The organism is uncultured Photobacterium sp. (assembly GCF_947039875.1).
Taxonomy (GTDB): domain Bacteria; phylum Pseudomonadota; class Gammaproteobacteria; order Enterobacterales; family Vibrionaceae; genus Photobacterium.
The window spans coordinates 1-15,351 of sequence record NZ_CAMRAN010000066.1 but is presented as its reverse complement, the minus strand read 5'-3'; the positions used below and the strand labels follow the sequence as shown (position 1 = coordinate 15,351).

The window sequence follows — 15,351 nt, the reverse complement described above, 5'->3', positions numbered from 1 at the left end:
TCGCTTTAGCATCTGCCTTTGCTTTAGCATCTGCCTTTGCTTTAGCATCTGCCTTTGCTTTAGCATCTGCCTTCGCTTTAGCATCTGCCTTCGCTTTTGCGTCTGCCTTTGCTTTAGCATCTGCCTTCGCTTTAGCATCTGCCTTCACTTTTGCGTCTGCCTTCGCTTTTGCATCTGCCTTCGCTTTTGCGTCTGCCTTTGCTTTAGCATCTGCCTCCGCTTTAGCATCTGCCTCCGCTTTAGCATCTGCCTTTGCTTTAGCATCTGCCTTCGCTTTAGCGTCTGCCTTTGCTTGAGCTTCTTCGGCTTGTTGCTGCTGCAATTGACGTTTTTTTTCTGCTTGTCGCGTTTCTTTTTCTGCCGCCAACTTATCTTCTTTTAACTGACGGATCCGCTCAGCATCAGTTTTACGTTGTGCTTCAAGCGCTACTGTTTGTTGCTCTAAACGAGCTTGACGAGCTTGTTCTGCATCTTTTGCTGCTTGGCGCTGTTGACGAATTTGCTGAGCTTGTTGATTCAGAATTGCAGGATCAATCATCGTCGCTTGAATGGTATTACCTACCGATTGTTTTTTATCGAAGGTAAAATCAGCACCCCATAATAACAGCACAATAAGCAGTGCATGTACGAGTGCAGATATGATAACTGATGTCGAATAATTACTCTTTTTCATGCCTTAATTTCCAGGCTTATCTAATGGATCAGTCATTAAACCTACCGATCCAACTCCAGCATGGCTTAATGCATCCAAGGTTTCGACTATATTTGCATAAGGTGTGCGTCCATCCCCCCCGACCATCACTAACGTTTTAGGCTGACTAGCAAGCTCTGCTTTTACTTGAGCAATTAATTCTTCAAGGCTCAAACCATGCGCCATATCATTATTATTGATGCTCACCCCTAAATTGCCATCTTTATCAACTTCAACAATGATAGGAGGCGTATCGTTATCTTGATTTAACTGCGCGACTGTTTCTGCCGTCTGTGTTTTAGGTAAATCAACATCAACACCTTGGCTTACAAACGGCGCTGTAACCATGAAGATAATTAATAAAACTAGCATGACGTCAATGTAAGGGACGACATTAATTTCTGCCGTTATTTTGCGTCTCTTCGGTTGATAAGCCATTGCTTATTACTCCTGATCCGCTGCAAATGCCTGACGATGTAAAATACTTGAAAACTCTTCCATAAAAGTGGCATAAGTATGTTCAAGTTTAGTCACTTTGTTAGTAAGGCGATTGTAAAACATCACCGCTGGAATCGCAGCAAATAGACCCATTGCAGTAGCCACCAATGCTTCAGCAATGCCAGGGGCTACCATCGCCAATGTTGCTTGCTTTACCGCACCAAGAGCAATAAATGCCGTCATGATGCCCCATACTGTACCAAAAAGACCAATATAAGGGCTAATTGAACCAACAGTAGCAAGGAACGGTAGATTAGTTTCTAGCTCATCAACTTCTTTTGATAAAGAAACCCGCATCGCACGTCCGGTCCCTTCCATTACCGCTTCAGGCACATCACCATTACTACGGTGTAGGCGCGCAAATTCTTTAAAACCTGAATAAAAAATTCGTTCAGAACCAGAAAGATCATCTTTACGTTGTTGCACTTCTTGATAAAGCTGTGAAAGATCGATGCCAGACCAAAATCGGTCTTCAAATTGAGTTGCATTACGTTCAGCACTCTTTAAAAATTGTGAACGCTTGATGATCATTGCCCAAGAAGCAATCGACATTCCAAGTAAAATAAGCATAACCAATTTTACCAACAAACTTGCTTGTAAAAAAAGGTCTAAAATGGTTAGTTCTGAGTTCACTTAATTGTTCTCCAGCTTTAATTGTGCAGGTAACGCTATTGGTTTCATGATGGTTGGATCAATACACGCGATTTTTACAACAGCACGGCAAAATACCACATTATTATCATTAACCAGCTCTTGATTAAACGCTATTGATGCGCGGCCTACATTTTGAATAGTTGTATTAACAACAAGTTGATCATCTAACTTAGCGCCACGAATAAAATCAATATTCATACTACGTACAACAAAACTCATCTTATCTGCAAATAATTGCTGCTGATTTAAGCCTATATAACGTAATAATTCGGTCCGAGCTCGTTCAAAAAATTTCAAGTAATTAGCGTGATAAACCACCCCACCAACATCTGTATCTTCATAATAAATGGTAATCGGCCATTTAAAAATATCTTGTTCTTTCATTTAGTATCCATAACAGTCATGCCTACACAGTGCTCACCATCGCGACTGACACTACTATACCCTAAGTCATCCGCTGATAGTTATCATGGAACGCATAGATAGCCGCATTTAACTGAAAAATGAAATTTGTCAGTAGGTTCAGACAATCAAATCACAATTCTGTTCAGTTATCATGCATTAAAAACGAATTGTTGAAAATATTTACAATTTACTCTCATAAAAAAAGCCTGTTCCATTACGGTAACAGGCTTTTTAGTTCTATAGGTTAAGTATTATAAAAAACGTAACCCAAGAATATAAAGCAATATAGGCAGTGCGATATACGGTGTAAAGAACACCTGAAAATACCATCGATGAGGAACGAAACCCATGCCAAATACCATTGCACTACAGGTTGCCCAAATCATCAACGGTGCTAACCCTGCACTAAATCCACCAATATCTTTGGCAAATTGTTGCGGTTCCCACATTAATAACCCCGTAATAGTCAATGCCATTACTACCGCTAATAATTTAAGAGGTAACACGCTCAAGGGTGCATGAATTAGTTTAATCGCACGATCTATCTTACTCACTGTCTTTATCCATATTTTCAGTCGTTTCAAGCCATAACGCGTTGACAATACCGAATGAACAAGCCAGTAAAACACCTAAAATCCAAGCAAAATACCACATAGTTAGTCTACTCCTTAGTACAATGAAGTCTTGTTGTCTTCGATATATTTAGTATCAAGACGACCAAACATTTTGTAGTAACACCATGTGGTGTAAGCCAAGATCACAGGTACCATTACAAACGCAACAATCGTCATGATATGTAATGTGTATTCAGATGATGTTGCATCCCAAATAGTTAAACTCACATTTGGATTTAAGCTTGATGGCATGATGAACGGGAACGTTGCAAAACCAAACGTTAATACCACACCAACAACCGTTAAGCTTGAAAACAAGAATGCAAATCCTGCACGTTCAGCTCTTGAACATAGCGCTGTTAGTAATGGCATAGCAACAGCAAGTATTGGAGCAATCCACAATACTGGGTAGTTATGATAGTTAATAAACAACGCACCCACTTGACGAACAACATCTTTCGTTAACGGATCTGATGCTACATTCGGTAACACTTGAGATGTAATCACATAACCATTAATAGTTTGAGAAACAAAACCAGCAATAATAAACACAACGGCCATTAATAGTGCAGAGATTGCTGCAACATTACGCGCACGTGCATGAATAGCATCGGTTGTTTTCATTTGTAGGAAGGTTGCGCCTTGAGTAATAACCATCAATAAGCTAACAACACCACAAAGCAATGCAAACGGATTCAATAAGCCGAAGAATGATCCCGTATAAGTCGTCATCATAAATTCGTTGATTTCAAATGGTACACCTTGCATTAAGTTACCAAAAGCGACACCAAAAATAACTGGCGGTATAAAGCTACCTACAAAGATTGCTTTATCCCACAAGTTACGCCATTTTGGATCAGTCAACTTAGAACGGTAGTCAAAACCTAGTGGACGTAACCACAGTGATGCTAACGTTATAATCATTGCTACATAAAAACCGGAGAATACCGTTGCGTAAACTAATGGCCATGCCGCAAATAATGCACCACCAGCGGTGATTAACCAAACTTGGTTACCATCCCAGTGTGGCGCAATTGAGTTAATCATTACACGACGTTCGTTATCTGTCTTACCAATAATTGGTGACAGTATACCTACACCCATATCAAAACCATCTGTGATAGCAAAACCGATGCACAACACACCAATTAGTACCCACCAAATGATTCGCAAGCTTTCATAATCAAACATTATTCTGTTTCTCCCTGCTTACACTTCAACCTGACGTGAAACCACATCTTGTGCTGTATCTTTTTGCTCAAAATGATAACGACCAGTCTTCAAGCTACTTGGACCTAAACGTGCAAACTTAAGCATTAAGTACACTTCAGCAATCAAAAACAGAGTATAAAGTCCGATAATTGCAGCTAGCGAGAACCATAATTGTGATGGTTCAAGATTTGATGCAGCCATATGTACTGGTAGAATCTCGCCAACAGCCCATGGTTGACGGCCATATTCGGCAACAAACCAACCCGCTTCAATCGCAATCCACGGTAATGGAATACCAAACAATGCAGCTTTAAGTACCCACTTATTACCCGTAATTTTATGACGGCAAGACTGCACAAATGCAGCACCAATAATCATAAACATTAAGAAACCTGCACCCACCATGATACGGAAGCTAAAGAATAGCGGCCATACACGCGGAATCGAATCATCAACCGCTTTTTGAATCTGCTCTGGTGTCGCATCAACAACTTTATCAGTATAAGGCTTCAATAATAGGCCATAACCTAAGTCACCTTTTACTTCATTAAATGCTGCAACATTTGCTGGTGTTTTTTCGCCTTCGCGTAATTTCTCAAGCAAACCGTATGCAACCATACCATTACGGATACGTACTGCATGCTGCTTTTTAAGATCACGAATACCTAGCACTTGAGTATCAAGGGAACGTGTAGCAATAATACCCATTAGATATGGAATCTTAATCGCGTACTCAGTTTCCATTGCCTCTTGATTAGGGAAGCCAAACACAGTGAAAGCTGCTGGTGCAGGCTCAGTGTGCCATTCAGCTTCAATTGCAGCTAATTTTGTTTTCTGAACATCACCTAGTTCATAACCTGATTCATCACCCAAAATCATTACAGAAACGATTGATGCAAGACCAAAAGCAGCAGCAATTGCAAATGAACGACGAGCAAAGGCAATATCACGCCCTTTTAGCATGTAGTATGAACTTACGCCAAGAATAAACATCGCACCACATACATAACCTGATGCAACTGTGTGAACGAATTTAACCTGAGCAACAGGGTTAAAGACTACTTCAGCAAAGCTAACCATTTCCATACGCATGGTTTCATAGTTGAAATCCGCGCCTACAGGGTTTTGCATCCAACCATTAGCGATTAGGATCCACAATGCAGAGAAGTTAGACGCTAATGCAACCAACCATGTCACAGCTAGGTGTTGACGTTTTGATAGACGATCCCAACCAAAAAAGAACATACCGACTAAAGTGGATTCGAGGAAAAACGCCATTAGGGCTTCGATAGCCAAAGGCGCACCGAAAATATCACCAACATAATGAGAGTAATAAGCCCAGTTTGTACCAAACTGGAATTCCATGGATAGGCCAGTTGCCACACCCAGTGCAAAGTTAATCGCGAAAAGCTTACCCCAGAACTTTGTCATGTCCTTATAGATTTGCTTGCCTGTCATAACATAAACTGATTCCATGATGGCAAGTAAAAAAGCCATACCTAGAGTCAGGGGAACGAACAAAAAGTGATACATCGCAGTGAATGCGAACTGTAACCGCGATAGTTCGACGACATCAGTGAACATTGATAACTCCTTTTTTCACCAGGTAACTGGCGCAGTACTACACAGTGTACCGATTATTGGGCTTAGCCAATCGTAGATAACAAATCGCAATATTGGTGATATTCTTGATCGCATTTATCGATAAAATGATAATAACGCCATTTTATTGTTACAACTTTGTATCAAAAACATTGTGCTAGTGTTATTTATTCTACGGCTAATAAAGTCAAGGCTAATATTACAGATATCAGCAATAATCTTCAAAGTATTTATTAATAGTTTTTCTTTGATATTTATCAAATAAAACACCACCGTAAGATATCGACAGCATCAAGCATGATCTACGTCAATAAATAACATTTTGTTGGTTCTATAGCACAAATTACAATGTTTATATCTTTTAATACCTGTCTTTACTTTTTTCATATCAAAATATAATCCATTCCTATTGACTCATAACAAACCAATACGCACTTATTTAATTTTCAATAGCGTTAAAAAATATTATGAAACAAAGTATTGCTGAATTCCACTAGCGAATAATCCCACACCTAAAAAACATGACAAAAAAGGAGGTGATTATAATAATTGCATAATAAAAAACCACCAGCAAAAAATAAAATCACTAATTAACAATAGCTTAATATCAACACACTCAGTGATTGCAACTTTTATATGTTTATTCGATTATTTTGTATTAAATAGATTTTGATTATGATTAAATGTTTTTAGAGGATTTAAGTATTTTAAAAGCAATATCTGCCTCACTAAATAGTGATGCCTTACGCTTCTTCTATATTAATGTAATAATACCGTTATCAAATAGTAACCAATATTATTTTCAATAACGTTCTTATTTATTTTTTATTAGATACATCATTAATAAAATTGAAGTATAAAAAGCGAGACACTAATGCCCTCGTTTTTATACATTCATTGTATTTATTATTTTGTTTTGGGTATATCAAGCCCAAAATGCAAATAAGCGCGTTGAGTTGCTATACGCCCACGCGGAGTACGTTGTAAAAAACCCTGTTGGATTAAATAAGGTTCAAGCACATCTTCAATAGTGTCTTTTTCTTCACCAATTGCAGCAGCAAGGTTATCAAGTCCAACCGGCCCGCCCATAAACTTATCAATAATCGCCATCAATAATTTACGATCCATATAGTCAAAACCACTACTATCAACATCCAGCATATCAAGGGCTTTATTGGCTATATCAGGACAAATATGGCCATCACTTTTCACTTCAGCGTAATCACGTACACGACGTAATAACCGGTTAGCAATACGAGGTGTACCACGAGCGCGCATTGCCATTTCCATCGCGCCGCCATCTTCAAGTGAGAGACCAAGGTAACTCGCACTTCGTGAGACGATATCTTTTAGATCTTCAACTTTGTAATATTCCAACCGTTGCGTAATACCAAATCGATCGCGTAATGGTGATGTTAACGATCCTGCACGCGTTGTTGCGCCAATTAACGTAAAAGGAGGCAAATCAATTTTAATCGACCGCGCAGCTGGCCCTTCTCCAATCATGATATCTAATTGGTAATCTTCCATTGCAGGATAAAGAATTTCTTCAACCTGTGGACTTAAACGATGGATTTCATCAATAAATAACACATCGTTTTCTTCAAGGTTGGTTAATAGCGCAGCTAAATCACCAGCTTTTTCAAGCACCGGTCCAGATGTGGTACGAATACTCACCCCCATCTCATTAGCAACAATATTCGCTAAGGTCGTTTTACCTAAACCTGGAGGGCCAAAAATCAATAAGTGGTCAAGCGCTTCATTTCGCAATCTTGCTGCTTGAATAAAGATTTCCATTTGATCACGAACATGATCCTGACCTTGATAATCATTCAGTAACTTAGGACGAATAGCACGATCAATAATATCGTCTTCGCGCGGTGTCTCGAAATTACTCGAAACCAGTCTATCGGCTTCAATCATAATAAATACCTATTACAGAATGTGTGATCACACCATTGAACGTAATGCATCACGAATCATCACTTCGCTGGTCATTTCAGGTTGTGCAACTTGAGCCACAACTTTCGCCGCTATTTGTGGCTTATAGCCTAAAGCAATCAATGCACTAACAGCTTCATCTTCAGCGCGAGCTTGATTTGATGGGTTCTGAATTGCAGCATTGGATGCGGCAGTATCAAGAGTCGGCGTAAAGAGATCCCCTTCGCCCCAACCTTTAAGACGATCTTTCATTTCTACCACTAATCGTTCAGCGGTTTTCTTACCCACACCAGGAATTTTAACCAGTGTCGATACATCTTCTAATTCAACGCTGCGCACAAATTGGCTTGCAGTCATGGCTGATAAAATCGCTAAGCCTAATTTAGGTCCAACACCATTCGCTTTAATAACCTCGCGGAATAACTCACGCTCACTTTTTTTATTAAAACCATACAATAATTGGGCATCTTCACGCACCACAAAGTGAGTAAAAATAATCGCTTCTTGACCTAACTCAGGTAACTCATAGAAACAGCTCATTGGCATGGAAACTTCATAACCAATACCGCTTACTTCAAGTAATACTTCTGGTGGCTGTTTTTCAATCACAATTCCGCGTAGTCGGCCAATCACAACATCATCTCTATAATAGGAAGTAAACTGGCACTAGAATAGTAAACTACTGGATCAATATCCAGCTCTTTATGCGTATAACCATCAAACAATACGCCATCTCACGACTATAAAAATACCCTACTAATAAAAAAGCAGCCGCTGCTGCTTTTATGTAGCCACAATTATCGACGACACAAACAGATCAATTAACGGTAACGGCCACGGCGTGCACTAGTCGCTTTACCCGCCATAGCTATTAACGTTTTATGAGTATGTGCATGACAAATAGCAATCGCTAAAGCATCGGCAGCGTCCGCTTGCGGTTTCCCTTCAAGCTTTAATACCGAACACACCATATGCTGCACCTGCACTTTGTCCGCTCCACCATTGCCAACAACCGCTTGCTTTATTAATCGCGCAGCATATTCACTCACAGGAAGATCTGCATTTACAGCAGCAACAATTGCGCTACCACGGGCTTGTCCTAGCTTAATGGCAGAGCTGGCATTCTTACCCATAAACACTTGTTCAATCGCAAAACAGTCGGGTTGAAATTGAGTAATGACTTCAGAAACCCCCGCGTAAATCTGTTTTAATCGGCCAGGAATATCAGGACATGATGTACGAATACAGCCACTACCTAAATATTCTAGCTTACGACCAACTTGTCGAATAACCCCGTATCCCGTAATACGCGAACCCGGGTCAATACCTAAAATGATAGACATGAATCCAATATTACCATTTATTTAATACACTAATAATTTATCGCTGTTGGTTGTCTTCAATTACTGATATGTACACAATAACTCAGCATTAATAGTGATAACCCTGCATAAACATTAGTATAAACATAAAAATAAGCCGACCACTTATTACTAAGGGCCGGCCTGTTGTTCACTATCATTAATAGTATCATTAATAGTATTAATAATAGTTAAGATCGTTCAGTCAGTTGTTCTAACTTACTTATTCTTGATCTGTTTTCTTTTTGGCAATACTAACGGCAATTGAAAGTTCTTCCAATGCTGCAGGGTTTGCTAGACTTGGCGCATCAGTCAGTAGACATGCTGCTGCTGTTGTTTTAGGGAACGCAATAACATCACGAATGTTATCAGTACCACAAAGAAGCATTACCAAACGGTCAAGACCAAACGCAAGACCTGCGTGTGGTGGTGTACCAAACTGTAGTGCGTCAAGTAAGAAACCGAACTTCAGACGTTGCTCTTCAGTTGATATACCTAGAATATCAAACACTGTCGATTGCATTGCTGAGTTGTGAATACGAACTGAACCGCCACCAACTTCGTAACCATTAATAACCATATCGTATGCATTAGATAATGCATCAGCAGGATTAGCCGCTAATTCTTCTGGTGTTAGGTTTAATGGTGAAGTAAATGGGTGGTGCATTGCAGACAATGAACCATCTTCGTTCTCTTCAAACATTGGGAAATCAACAACCCAAAGTGGTTTCCATGCAGACTTATCTGTTAACGCTAGATCTTCACCTAGTTTAAGACGAAGTGCACCCATCGCTTCTGTAACAACACGCTTGCTATCAGCACCAAATAGAATGATATCGCCAGATTCTGCTTGAGTACGCTCAAGTAAGTTCTCAACAATTTCTGCGTTTAGGAACTTAGCCACTGGAGATTGAACCCCCTCAATACCTGCAGCGCGATCGTTAACCTTCATCCATGCTAAGCCCTTAGCACCGTAAATACCTACAAACTTAGTGTATTCATCTATTTGCTTACGGCTTAGAGATGCGCCGCCCGGAACACGGATAACAGCAACGCGACCTTTAGGATCATTTGCAGGTGCTGAGAATACTTGGAATTCAACATCTTTAACAATGTCAGCAACATCGACTAACTCTAGTGGGTTACGTAGATCTGGCTTATCAGAGCCAAAACGACGAGCGGCTTCTTCAAATGACATAACAGGGAATGCGCCAAGATCTACATTTAGTAGCTCTTTCCACATTTCTGTGATCATTTTTTCAGTTGTCGCACGCACTTGATCTGCAGACATGAACGATGTTTCGATATCGATTTGAGTAAATTCAGGCTGACGATCAGCACGTAAATCTTCATCACGGAAACATTTAACGATTTGGTAGTAACGGTCAAAACCAGACATCATCAATAATTGCTTAAATAGCTGTGGTGATTGTGGTAATGCGTAGAATTTACCTTTGTGTACACGACTTGGTACTAAGTAGTCACGCGCACCTTCTGGTGTTGCTTTAGTGAGTACTGGAGTTTCGATATCTAAGAAAGCATTATCATCAAGGAAACGACGAACAAAGCTTGATGCTTTAGCACGTAGCTTGATGCGGTCGCTCATCTCTGGACGACGAAGATCTAAATAACGGTATTTTAGACGTTGTTCTTCTGAGTTCTTTTGGTTGAAGTCAAGAGGTAACGCTTCTGAACGGTTGATGATCTCAAGGCCAGTTGCATAAATTTCAACTTCACCTGTTGCCATGTCTTTATTACATTGGCTTTCAGGACGCTCACGCACTTCACCCGTTAGACGAATACAAAATTCGTTACGTAATTGGTTTGCTAGTCCGAAGATTTCTGTCATATCAGGGTCAATAACAACCTGAACCACACCTTCACGATCACGCATATCAATAAAGATAAGACCGCCCAAATCACGGCGGCGGTTAACCCAACCGCATAAATCTACTGTTTGTCCTGCAAGGGACTTATTTAGGTGTCCACAATAATGGGTGCGCATAAGAAATTCCCAATTTATCTATTTATTTAGCATATTCGTACTCGAATTACAGCTTACCGCTAACCCAAGTACAGCGGGTTCAATCCCGACCGCTTGCTGTCTAATTTACGCATGAAATTGGACAGCAAGCAGGCCAAGAGGCAAAAATAACAAGCTATTATACCCAAACAGCCTCAGTTTGCGAAGTGAACCGCACTTTTATTCGCATGTTCTACCACCAATCAAAAACGGAATCATGATTAATTGTTTTTTCGTCATGGATATTTAAGCTTTTCAGAAGCAGTTACGCTAAAATCCTAAAGTCTTATATCAACAGCGTGAGCTTCAGATGATACCAACCACAGCCAAAGATCTTCCGCTTCGAATCGGCTTAGCACAATGGTCACATAATTACTGGGTTCATAGTTTATATGGTAAAGGCTGCAAAAGTGGTGAGCGCTTAGCACGTTATGCTGATGTATTTTCAACAGTGGAAGGCAATACTACATTTTATGCTATACCGAGTATGGCAACAGTACAAAAATGGCATGATGCAACACCGCATGATTTTCGATTTACGTTTAAACTACCGCAAACCATTACTCATCAACAACAATTACGCCATTGTGATCAAGCTGTAACTGATTTTTTGAAAACAATGCATGTCTTAGCACCCAAAACGGCCATTTGGAAAATTCAACTTCCAGCACAATTTGGACCAGAATCGCTACCTGCTTTAGCACAATTCTTAGCTAAATTTCCACCTCACCTAACGACAGGAGTTGAAGTTAGACACCCAGATTTCTTTGCCAAAGGCCCTGCCGAACAAGCTCTTAACCGCTTGCTAATTGAACATCAGAGTAATCGCATTATTATGGATAGTCGGCCACTTTTTTCTGCAACACCCACCTCAGAGGCAATCATAGATGCGCAACGAAAAAAGCCCCATATTCCTGTTCATGCTATCGCAACCGCAGACAACCCTGTTATTCGTTTTATTGGCCATCCCAATGATTGCGATAATGATCCTTTCTTTAAAAATTGGCTCCAACGACTACCGTTATGGATAGCCGAAGGAAAACAACCGTACTTATTTATCCATTCACCCGATAATAATGCGGCACCAGAATCAGCACTACGCTTATATCAATGTTTACAAAACCAATTACGTTCAACGGTTTGCTTACCTGATTTAGGTATACCGCACCATCAACAGTCACAGCAACAAATTACCCTGTTATAGCTATTATTTAACTATGATGATTATTTTTGAGCAACGATATGATATTGCTTAAAAATTTGCTCACTGATAGCTACCATTACTTTGTTAAGCTCAGGCAATGTTTTAAGTTTTGAATTGGCAATAAAGATACCAATAAACACAGGTTGATGATCTTTATTCCATACCATTGCTGTTAATGTGCGAGATCCATTTACGCCGCCGCCACTACGATCTGCAATGTTCCACCCTTGGGGTAACACAGCGCGTGCTAGTCCATCAGAAACCATATTATTGGTCATCCATAATTGTAATTGCGCTTTATTTTCAGCATTAAGCACATTGCCAATTAATAATTTTTTGACGGTATTCATCATTGCGATAGGTGTTGTCGTATCATTTTTAGCCCCTTTCTCAACATAATTTAGCTTAGGCTCAAAGTGATCAAGTCGCGTATTATTATCACCAATCGTACGTAAAAAAGTCGTTAAACCTTGAGGGCCACCAATCAGCTCTAACGCTAAATTCGCCGCATAATTATCACTCATTAACATTGCAGCACCACACACACTTTGCAGTGACATTTGGCCACCAACAAAATTTTGCGTAATTGGGTTCCAATTAATTAATCCCGCTTTTGTAACATCAATCTTCTGAGTCAAACTTAATGTATTTTGTTGCACGTCATATAACACATTCGCGCAAGCTAATGTTTTAAATACACTCATCATTGGGAAACGCTCAGAACCATTAAAATTCCATTGCGTGTTATTCTGAGTATCTATCACAGCAACACCAATTTGCCCCTGAATCTGCTGTTCAGTATCACGTAAATACTGTTCCAAATTAGCTGCTGATGTCGCATATGAAAATAATGCTAATAAGCTAAATACCCAATATCGTTTCATTTTAGATCCATTAAAGTAATAAAAACGGCTAAATTCTAAAGAATAAATTTATCAATAACAATTAGCGACTCACGAACCATCAACATTATTTTTCATGAAGACCCAAAATCAATTGGTTGTAATTAATAAAAGAATACCTATCCAAATTCGTCACCTAAAATTACATCCATCAAATAAATCATTAACACCACTTAACCGCCACTCGTTCAACAATTATTAAAGACAAAGGATGCTATTTTCTCTACAATACGCGACCTTTCAAAGGTGATGGATCGCCTGATAGCAGTGCTTTAATTTGCCTCTATCGTAGTCCCTGTAGGATACTTGTTCTTTATATATGATGAGGTTCGTGAGAATGGCAAGCCACGATAATATTTTTGCTACGCCAATTGCAAAACTAGGTGATTTTACATTTGATGAACGTGTTGCTGAAGTTTTTCCAGACATGATTCAACGCTCGGTACCGGGTTATAGCAATATCATCTCTGCTATTGGCATGCTCGCTGAACGTTTTGCTAAGCCGCATTCGAAAGTATACGATCTTGGTTGTTCACTTGGCGCTGCCACTTTATCGATGCGTCGTCATATTGATCAGGAAGGCTGTGAAATTATCGCGATTGACAATTCAGCCGCAATGGTTGAACGTTGCCGTTTATTGGTAAATGCCTACCGTTCTGAAACCCCCGTACAAGTCATCGAAGCAGATATTCGTCAGGTTGATATTCAAGATGCTTCCGTTGTCGTGCTTAACTTTACTCTCCAATTTCTCTCTCCCGATGATCGTCTCACATTATTAGAGAAAATCTATGCTGGTCTACGCCCTGGCGGTATATTGATCTTATCGGAAAAATATATTTTTGATGATGAACGCGCCAATGAGTTGCTGATCGATCTTCATCACGACTTTAAACGAGCCAATGGTTATAGCGAATTAGAAATTAGTCAAAAGCGTAGCGCAATTGAAAATGTAATGCGTCCTGACAGTGTTGAAACTCATAAACAACGTTTCAATGAAATTGGTTTTTCTAGCTCTGAAGTGTGGTTCCAATGCTTCAATTTTGGCTCAATGTTTGCGATTAAATAAGGTTTATAGTTCCAATATGTTTAGTTTTTCTGCTTTTTATCAGCTTCTTGCTCAACATGAGACTTTACGTCCATGGTTAAATACTTTGCCGCAACAATTAAGTGATTGGGAGCAGCAAGAGCATGGCGATATGGCACGTTGGGTACGTGCTCTACAAAAATTCCCTACTGATAAGCCTGATGTTATTGATCTTAAAAATGACGTTAGCCTACGCAATGAAACCCCGATTGCTGACGGTGAGAAAAAACGTTTAGAAAGTCTATTACGTTTACTTCACCCGTGGCGAAAAGGCCCTTTCACTGTTCATGATATTCATATTGATACTGAATGGCGTTCTGACTGGAAATGGGATCGTGTGTTACCACATATCACGCCATTAAAAGGCCGCAGTGTATTAGATGTTGGTTGTGGCAATGGTTATCACATGTGGCGCATGCTAGGTGAAGGGGCAAAATTAACCGTTGGTATTGACCCTTCAAGCTTATTCTTGATCCAATTTGAAGCTATTAAACGCTTAATGGGTCAAGATGAGCGCGCGTATTTATTACCATTAGGTATTGAACAATTACCTGAACTAAAAGCGTTTGATACCGTATTTAGTATGGGAGTGTTATATCACCGTCGCTCGCCTCTTGATCATATCCTCCAATTGAAAAATCAATTACGTGCCGGCGGTGAAGTTATTTTAGAGACACTGGTCATTGATGGCGATGAAAATACGGTTCTTGTACCGACACACCGCTATGCACAAATGCATAATATCTACTTTTTCCCCTCAGCCAAGGCATTAAAAGTGTGGATGGAAAAATGTGGCTTCGTTGACGTTCGTATTGTTGATGAGAATATCACTACCACAGACGAACAAAGATCAACCAACTGGATGACTAATAATTCCTTACCAGAATATTTAAATCAAGATGATAGTTCAAAAACTATCGAAGGATATCCAGCCCCAAGACGTGCAATCTTAGTCGGTAGGAATCCTGACTAACGACTGACAAAAGGGATGCTGTGCGCATCCCTTTTTTGGTGTAAAATGATATAGTTATTATATAAAACAGACGCACATTAGGAGATATGATGCTTCGTCTTAGCCTATCAGTAATTGCAATAGCGATACTTTCAGGATGTACCTCAAACGCAATGCTAGAGAAAAACCATCAACAAACTTTAGCTGC

At 39.7% G+C, this 15,351-nt stretch carries 16 protein-coding genes; 3 read left to right on the top strand and 13 right to left on the bottom strand.

Going from position 1 to position 15,351, the window contains the following annotated elements:
* The 12 genes from tolA to aspS form a co-directional block, all read right to left on the bottom strand.
* A partial coding sequence (tolA, locus tag Q0V26_RS16645) for a cell envelope integrity protein TolA (protein ID WP_297483930.1) occupies window positions 1-673 on the bottom strand: 673 nt, incomplete at its 3' end.
* 3 nt (window positions 674-676) lie between these two features.
* Complete coding sequence (tolR, locus tag Q0V26_RS16640; RefSeq protein WP_297483928.1) at window positions 677-1,129, bottom strand: protein TolR; 453 nt, start codon at window positions 1,127-1,129, stop codon at window positions 677-679.
* 6 nt (window positions 1,130-1,135) lie between these two features.
* On the bottom strand, window positions 1,136-1,822 hold the full coding sequence (gene tolQ, locus Q0V26_RS16635; protein WP_297483926.1) for a protein TolQ: 687 nt from the start codon (window positions 1,820-1,822) through the stop codon (window positions 1,136-1,138).
* Complete coding sequence (ybgC, locus tag Q0V26_RS16630) at window positions 1,823-2,227, bottom strand: tol-pal system-associated acyl-CoA thioesterase (RefSeq protein ID WP_297483925.1); 405 nt, start codon at window positions 2,225-2,227, stop codon at window positions 1,823-1,825.
* A gap of 272 nt (window positions 2,228-2,499) precedes the next feature.
* On the bottom strand, window positions 2,500-2,802 hold the full coding sequence (gene ybgE / locus Q0V26_RS16625; protein WP_297483923.1) for a cyd operon protein YbgE: 303 nt from the start codon (window positions 2,800-2,802) through the stop codon (window positions 2,500-2,502).
* Entirely contained in the window at window positions 2,795-2,902 is a 108-nt protein-coding gene (gene cydX / locus Q0V26_RS16620) for a cytochrome bd-I oxidase subunit CydX (RefSeq protein WP_036795409.1), read from the bottom strand. Before cydX ends, ybgE begins: the two co-directional genes overlap by 8 nt.
* Window positions 2,903-2,916: 14 nt before the next feature.
* On the bottom strand, window positions 2,917-4,053 hold the full coding sequence (gene cydB, locus Q0V26_RS16615; RefSeq protein WP_297483916.1) for a cytochrome d ubiquinol oxidase subunit II: 1,137 nt from the start codon (window positions 4,051-4,053) through the stop codon (window positions 2,917-2,919).
* A gap of 18 nt (window positions 4,054-4,071) precedes the next feature.
* A complete protein-coding gene (gene cydA, locus Q0V26_RS16610) occupies window positions 4,072-5,658 on the bottom strand; it encodes a cytochrome ubiquinol oxidase subunit I (RefSeq protein ID WP_297483914.1) in 1,587 nt (528 codons plus the stop codon).
* Window positions 5,659-6,582: 924 nt separating this feature from the next.
* Window positions 6,583-7,599, bottom strand: coding sequence for a Holliday junction branch migration DNA helicase RuvB (gene ruvB, locus Q0V26_RS16605; RefSeq protein ID WP_297483912.1), 1,017 nt, complete (start codon window positions 7,597-7,599; stop codon window positions 6,583-6,585).
* A gap of 27 nt (window positions 7,600-7,626) precedes the next feature.
* On the bottom strand, window positions 7,627-8,250 hold the full coding sequence (ruvA, locus tag Q0V26_RS16600; RefSeq protein ID WP_297483911.1) for a Holliday junction branch migration protein RuvA: 624 nt from the start codon (window positions 8,248-8,250) through the stop codon (window positions 7,627-7,629).
* Between the two features lie 188 nt (window positions 8,251-8,438).
* Window positions 8,439-8,960 (bottom strand): crossover junction endodeoxyribonuclease RuvC, encoded by a 522-nt coding sequence (gene ruvC / locus Q0V26_RS16595; protein WP_297483909.1) that lies wholly within the window; start codon window positions 8,958-8,960, stop codon window positions 8,439-8,441.
* Window positions 8,961-9,201: 241 nt separating this feature from the next.
* The gene (gene aspS / locus Q0V26_RS16590; RefSeq protein ID WP_297483907.1) at window positions 9,202-10,983 is read right to left on the bottom strand and encodes an aspartate--tRNA ligase; all 1,782 of its coding nucleotides are present in this window, start codon (window positions 10,981-10,983) and stop codon (window positions 9,202-9,204) included.
* 328 nt (window positions 10,984-11,311) lie between these two features.
* Between aspS and Q0V26_RS16585 the strand changes: the two genes are divergently transcribed.
* Window positions 11,312-12,205, top strand: coding sequence for a DUF72 domain-containing protein (locus tag Q0V26_RS16585; protein WP_297483905.1), 894 nt, complete (start codon window positions 11,312-11,314; stop codon window positions 12,203-12,205).
* A 20-nt stretch (window positions 12,206-12,225) separates the two neighbouring features.
* Here the strand turns inward: Q0V26_RS16585 and bla are convergent, their stop codons facing one another.
* Window positions 12,226-13,089, bottom strand: coding sequence for a class A beta-lactamase (gene bla / locus Q0V26_RS16580; RefSeq protein WP_297483903.1), 864 nt, complete (start codon window positions 13,087-13,089; stop codon window positions 12,226-12,228).
* A 355-nt stretch (window positions 13,090-13,444) separates the two neighbouring features.
* Here bla and cmoA point away from each other — a divergent pair, with 355 nt between their 5' ends.
* Both cmoA and cmoB read left to right on the top strand, forming a co-directional pair.
* The gene (gene cmoA / locus Q0V26_RS16575) at window positions 13,445-14,173 is read left to right on the top strand and encodes a carboxy-S-adenosyl-L-methionine synthase CmoA (protein WP_297483901.1); all 729 of its coding nucleotides are present in this window, start codon (window positions 13,445-13,447) and stop codon (window positions 14,171-14,173) included.
* A 16-nt stretch (window positions 14,174-14,189) separates the two neighbouring features.
* The gene (cmoB, locus tag Q0V26_RS16570; protein WP_297483899.1) at window positions 14,190-15,164 is read left to right on the top strand and encodes a tRNA 5-methoxyuridine(34)/uridine 5-oxyacetic acid(34) synthase CmoB; all 975 of its coding nucleotides are present in this window, start codon (window positions 14,190-14,192) and stop codon (window positions 15,162-15,164) included.
* Window positions 15,165-15,351 lie beyond the last annotated feature (187 nt).

Coding starts and splice junctions, on each gene's coding strand:
- tolR (WP_297483928.1), bottom strand. CDS start 1,129: ATGGCTTATCAACCGAAGAGACGCAAAATAACGGCAGAAATTAATGTC.
- ybgC (WP_297483925.1), bottom strand. CDS start 2,227: ATGAAAGAACAAGATATTTTTAAATGGCCGATTACCATTTATTATGAA.
- cydX (WP_036795409.1), bottom strand. CDS start 2,902: ATGTGGTATTTTGCTTGGATTTTAGGTGTTTTACTGGCTTGTTCATTC.
- cydB (WP_297483916.1), bottom strand. CDS start 4,053: ATGTTTGATTATGAAAGCTTGCGAATCATTTGGTGGGTACTAATTGGT.
- cydA (WP_297483914.1), bottom strand. CDS start 5,658: ATGTTCACTGATGTCGTCGAACTATCGCGGTTACAGTTCGCATTCACT.
- ruvB (WP_297483912.1), bottom strand. CDS start 7,599: ATGATTGAAGCCGATAGACTGGTTTCGAGTAATTTCGAGACACCGCGC.
- ruvC (WP_297483909.1), bottom strand. CDS start 8,960: ATGTCTATCATTTTAGGTATTGACCCGGGTTCGCGTATTACGGGATAC.
- aspS (WP_297483907.1), bottom strand. CDS start 10,983: ATGCGCACCCATTATTGTGGACACCTAAATAAGTCCCTTGCAGGACAA.
- Q0V26_RS16585 (WP_297483905.1), top strand. CDS start 11,312: ATGATACCAACCACAGCCAAAGATCTTCCGCTTCGAATCGGCTTAGCA.
- bla (WP_297483903.1), bottom strand. CDS start 13,089: ATGAAACGATATTGGGTATTTAGCTTATTAGCATTATTTTCATATGCG.
- cmoA (WP_297483901.1), top strand. CDS start 13,445: ATGGCAAGCCACGATAATATTTTTGCTACGCCAATTGCAAAACTAGGT.
- cmoB (WP_297483899.1), top strand. CDS start 14,190: ATGTTTAGTTTTTCTGCTTTTTATCAGCTTCTTGCTCAACATGAGACT.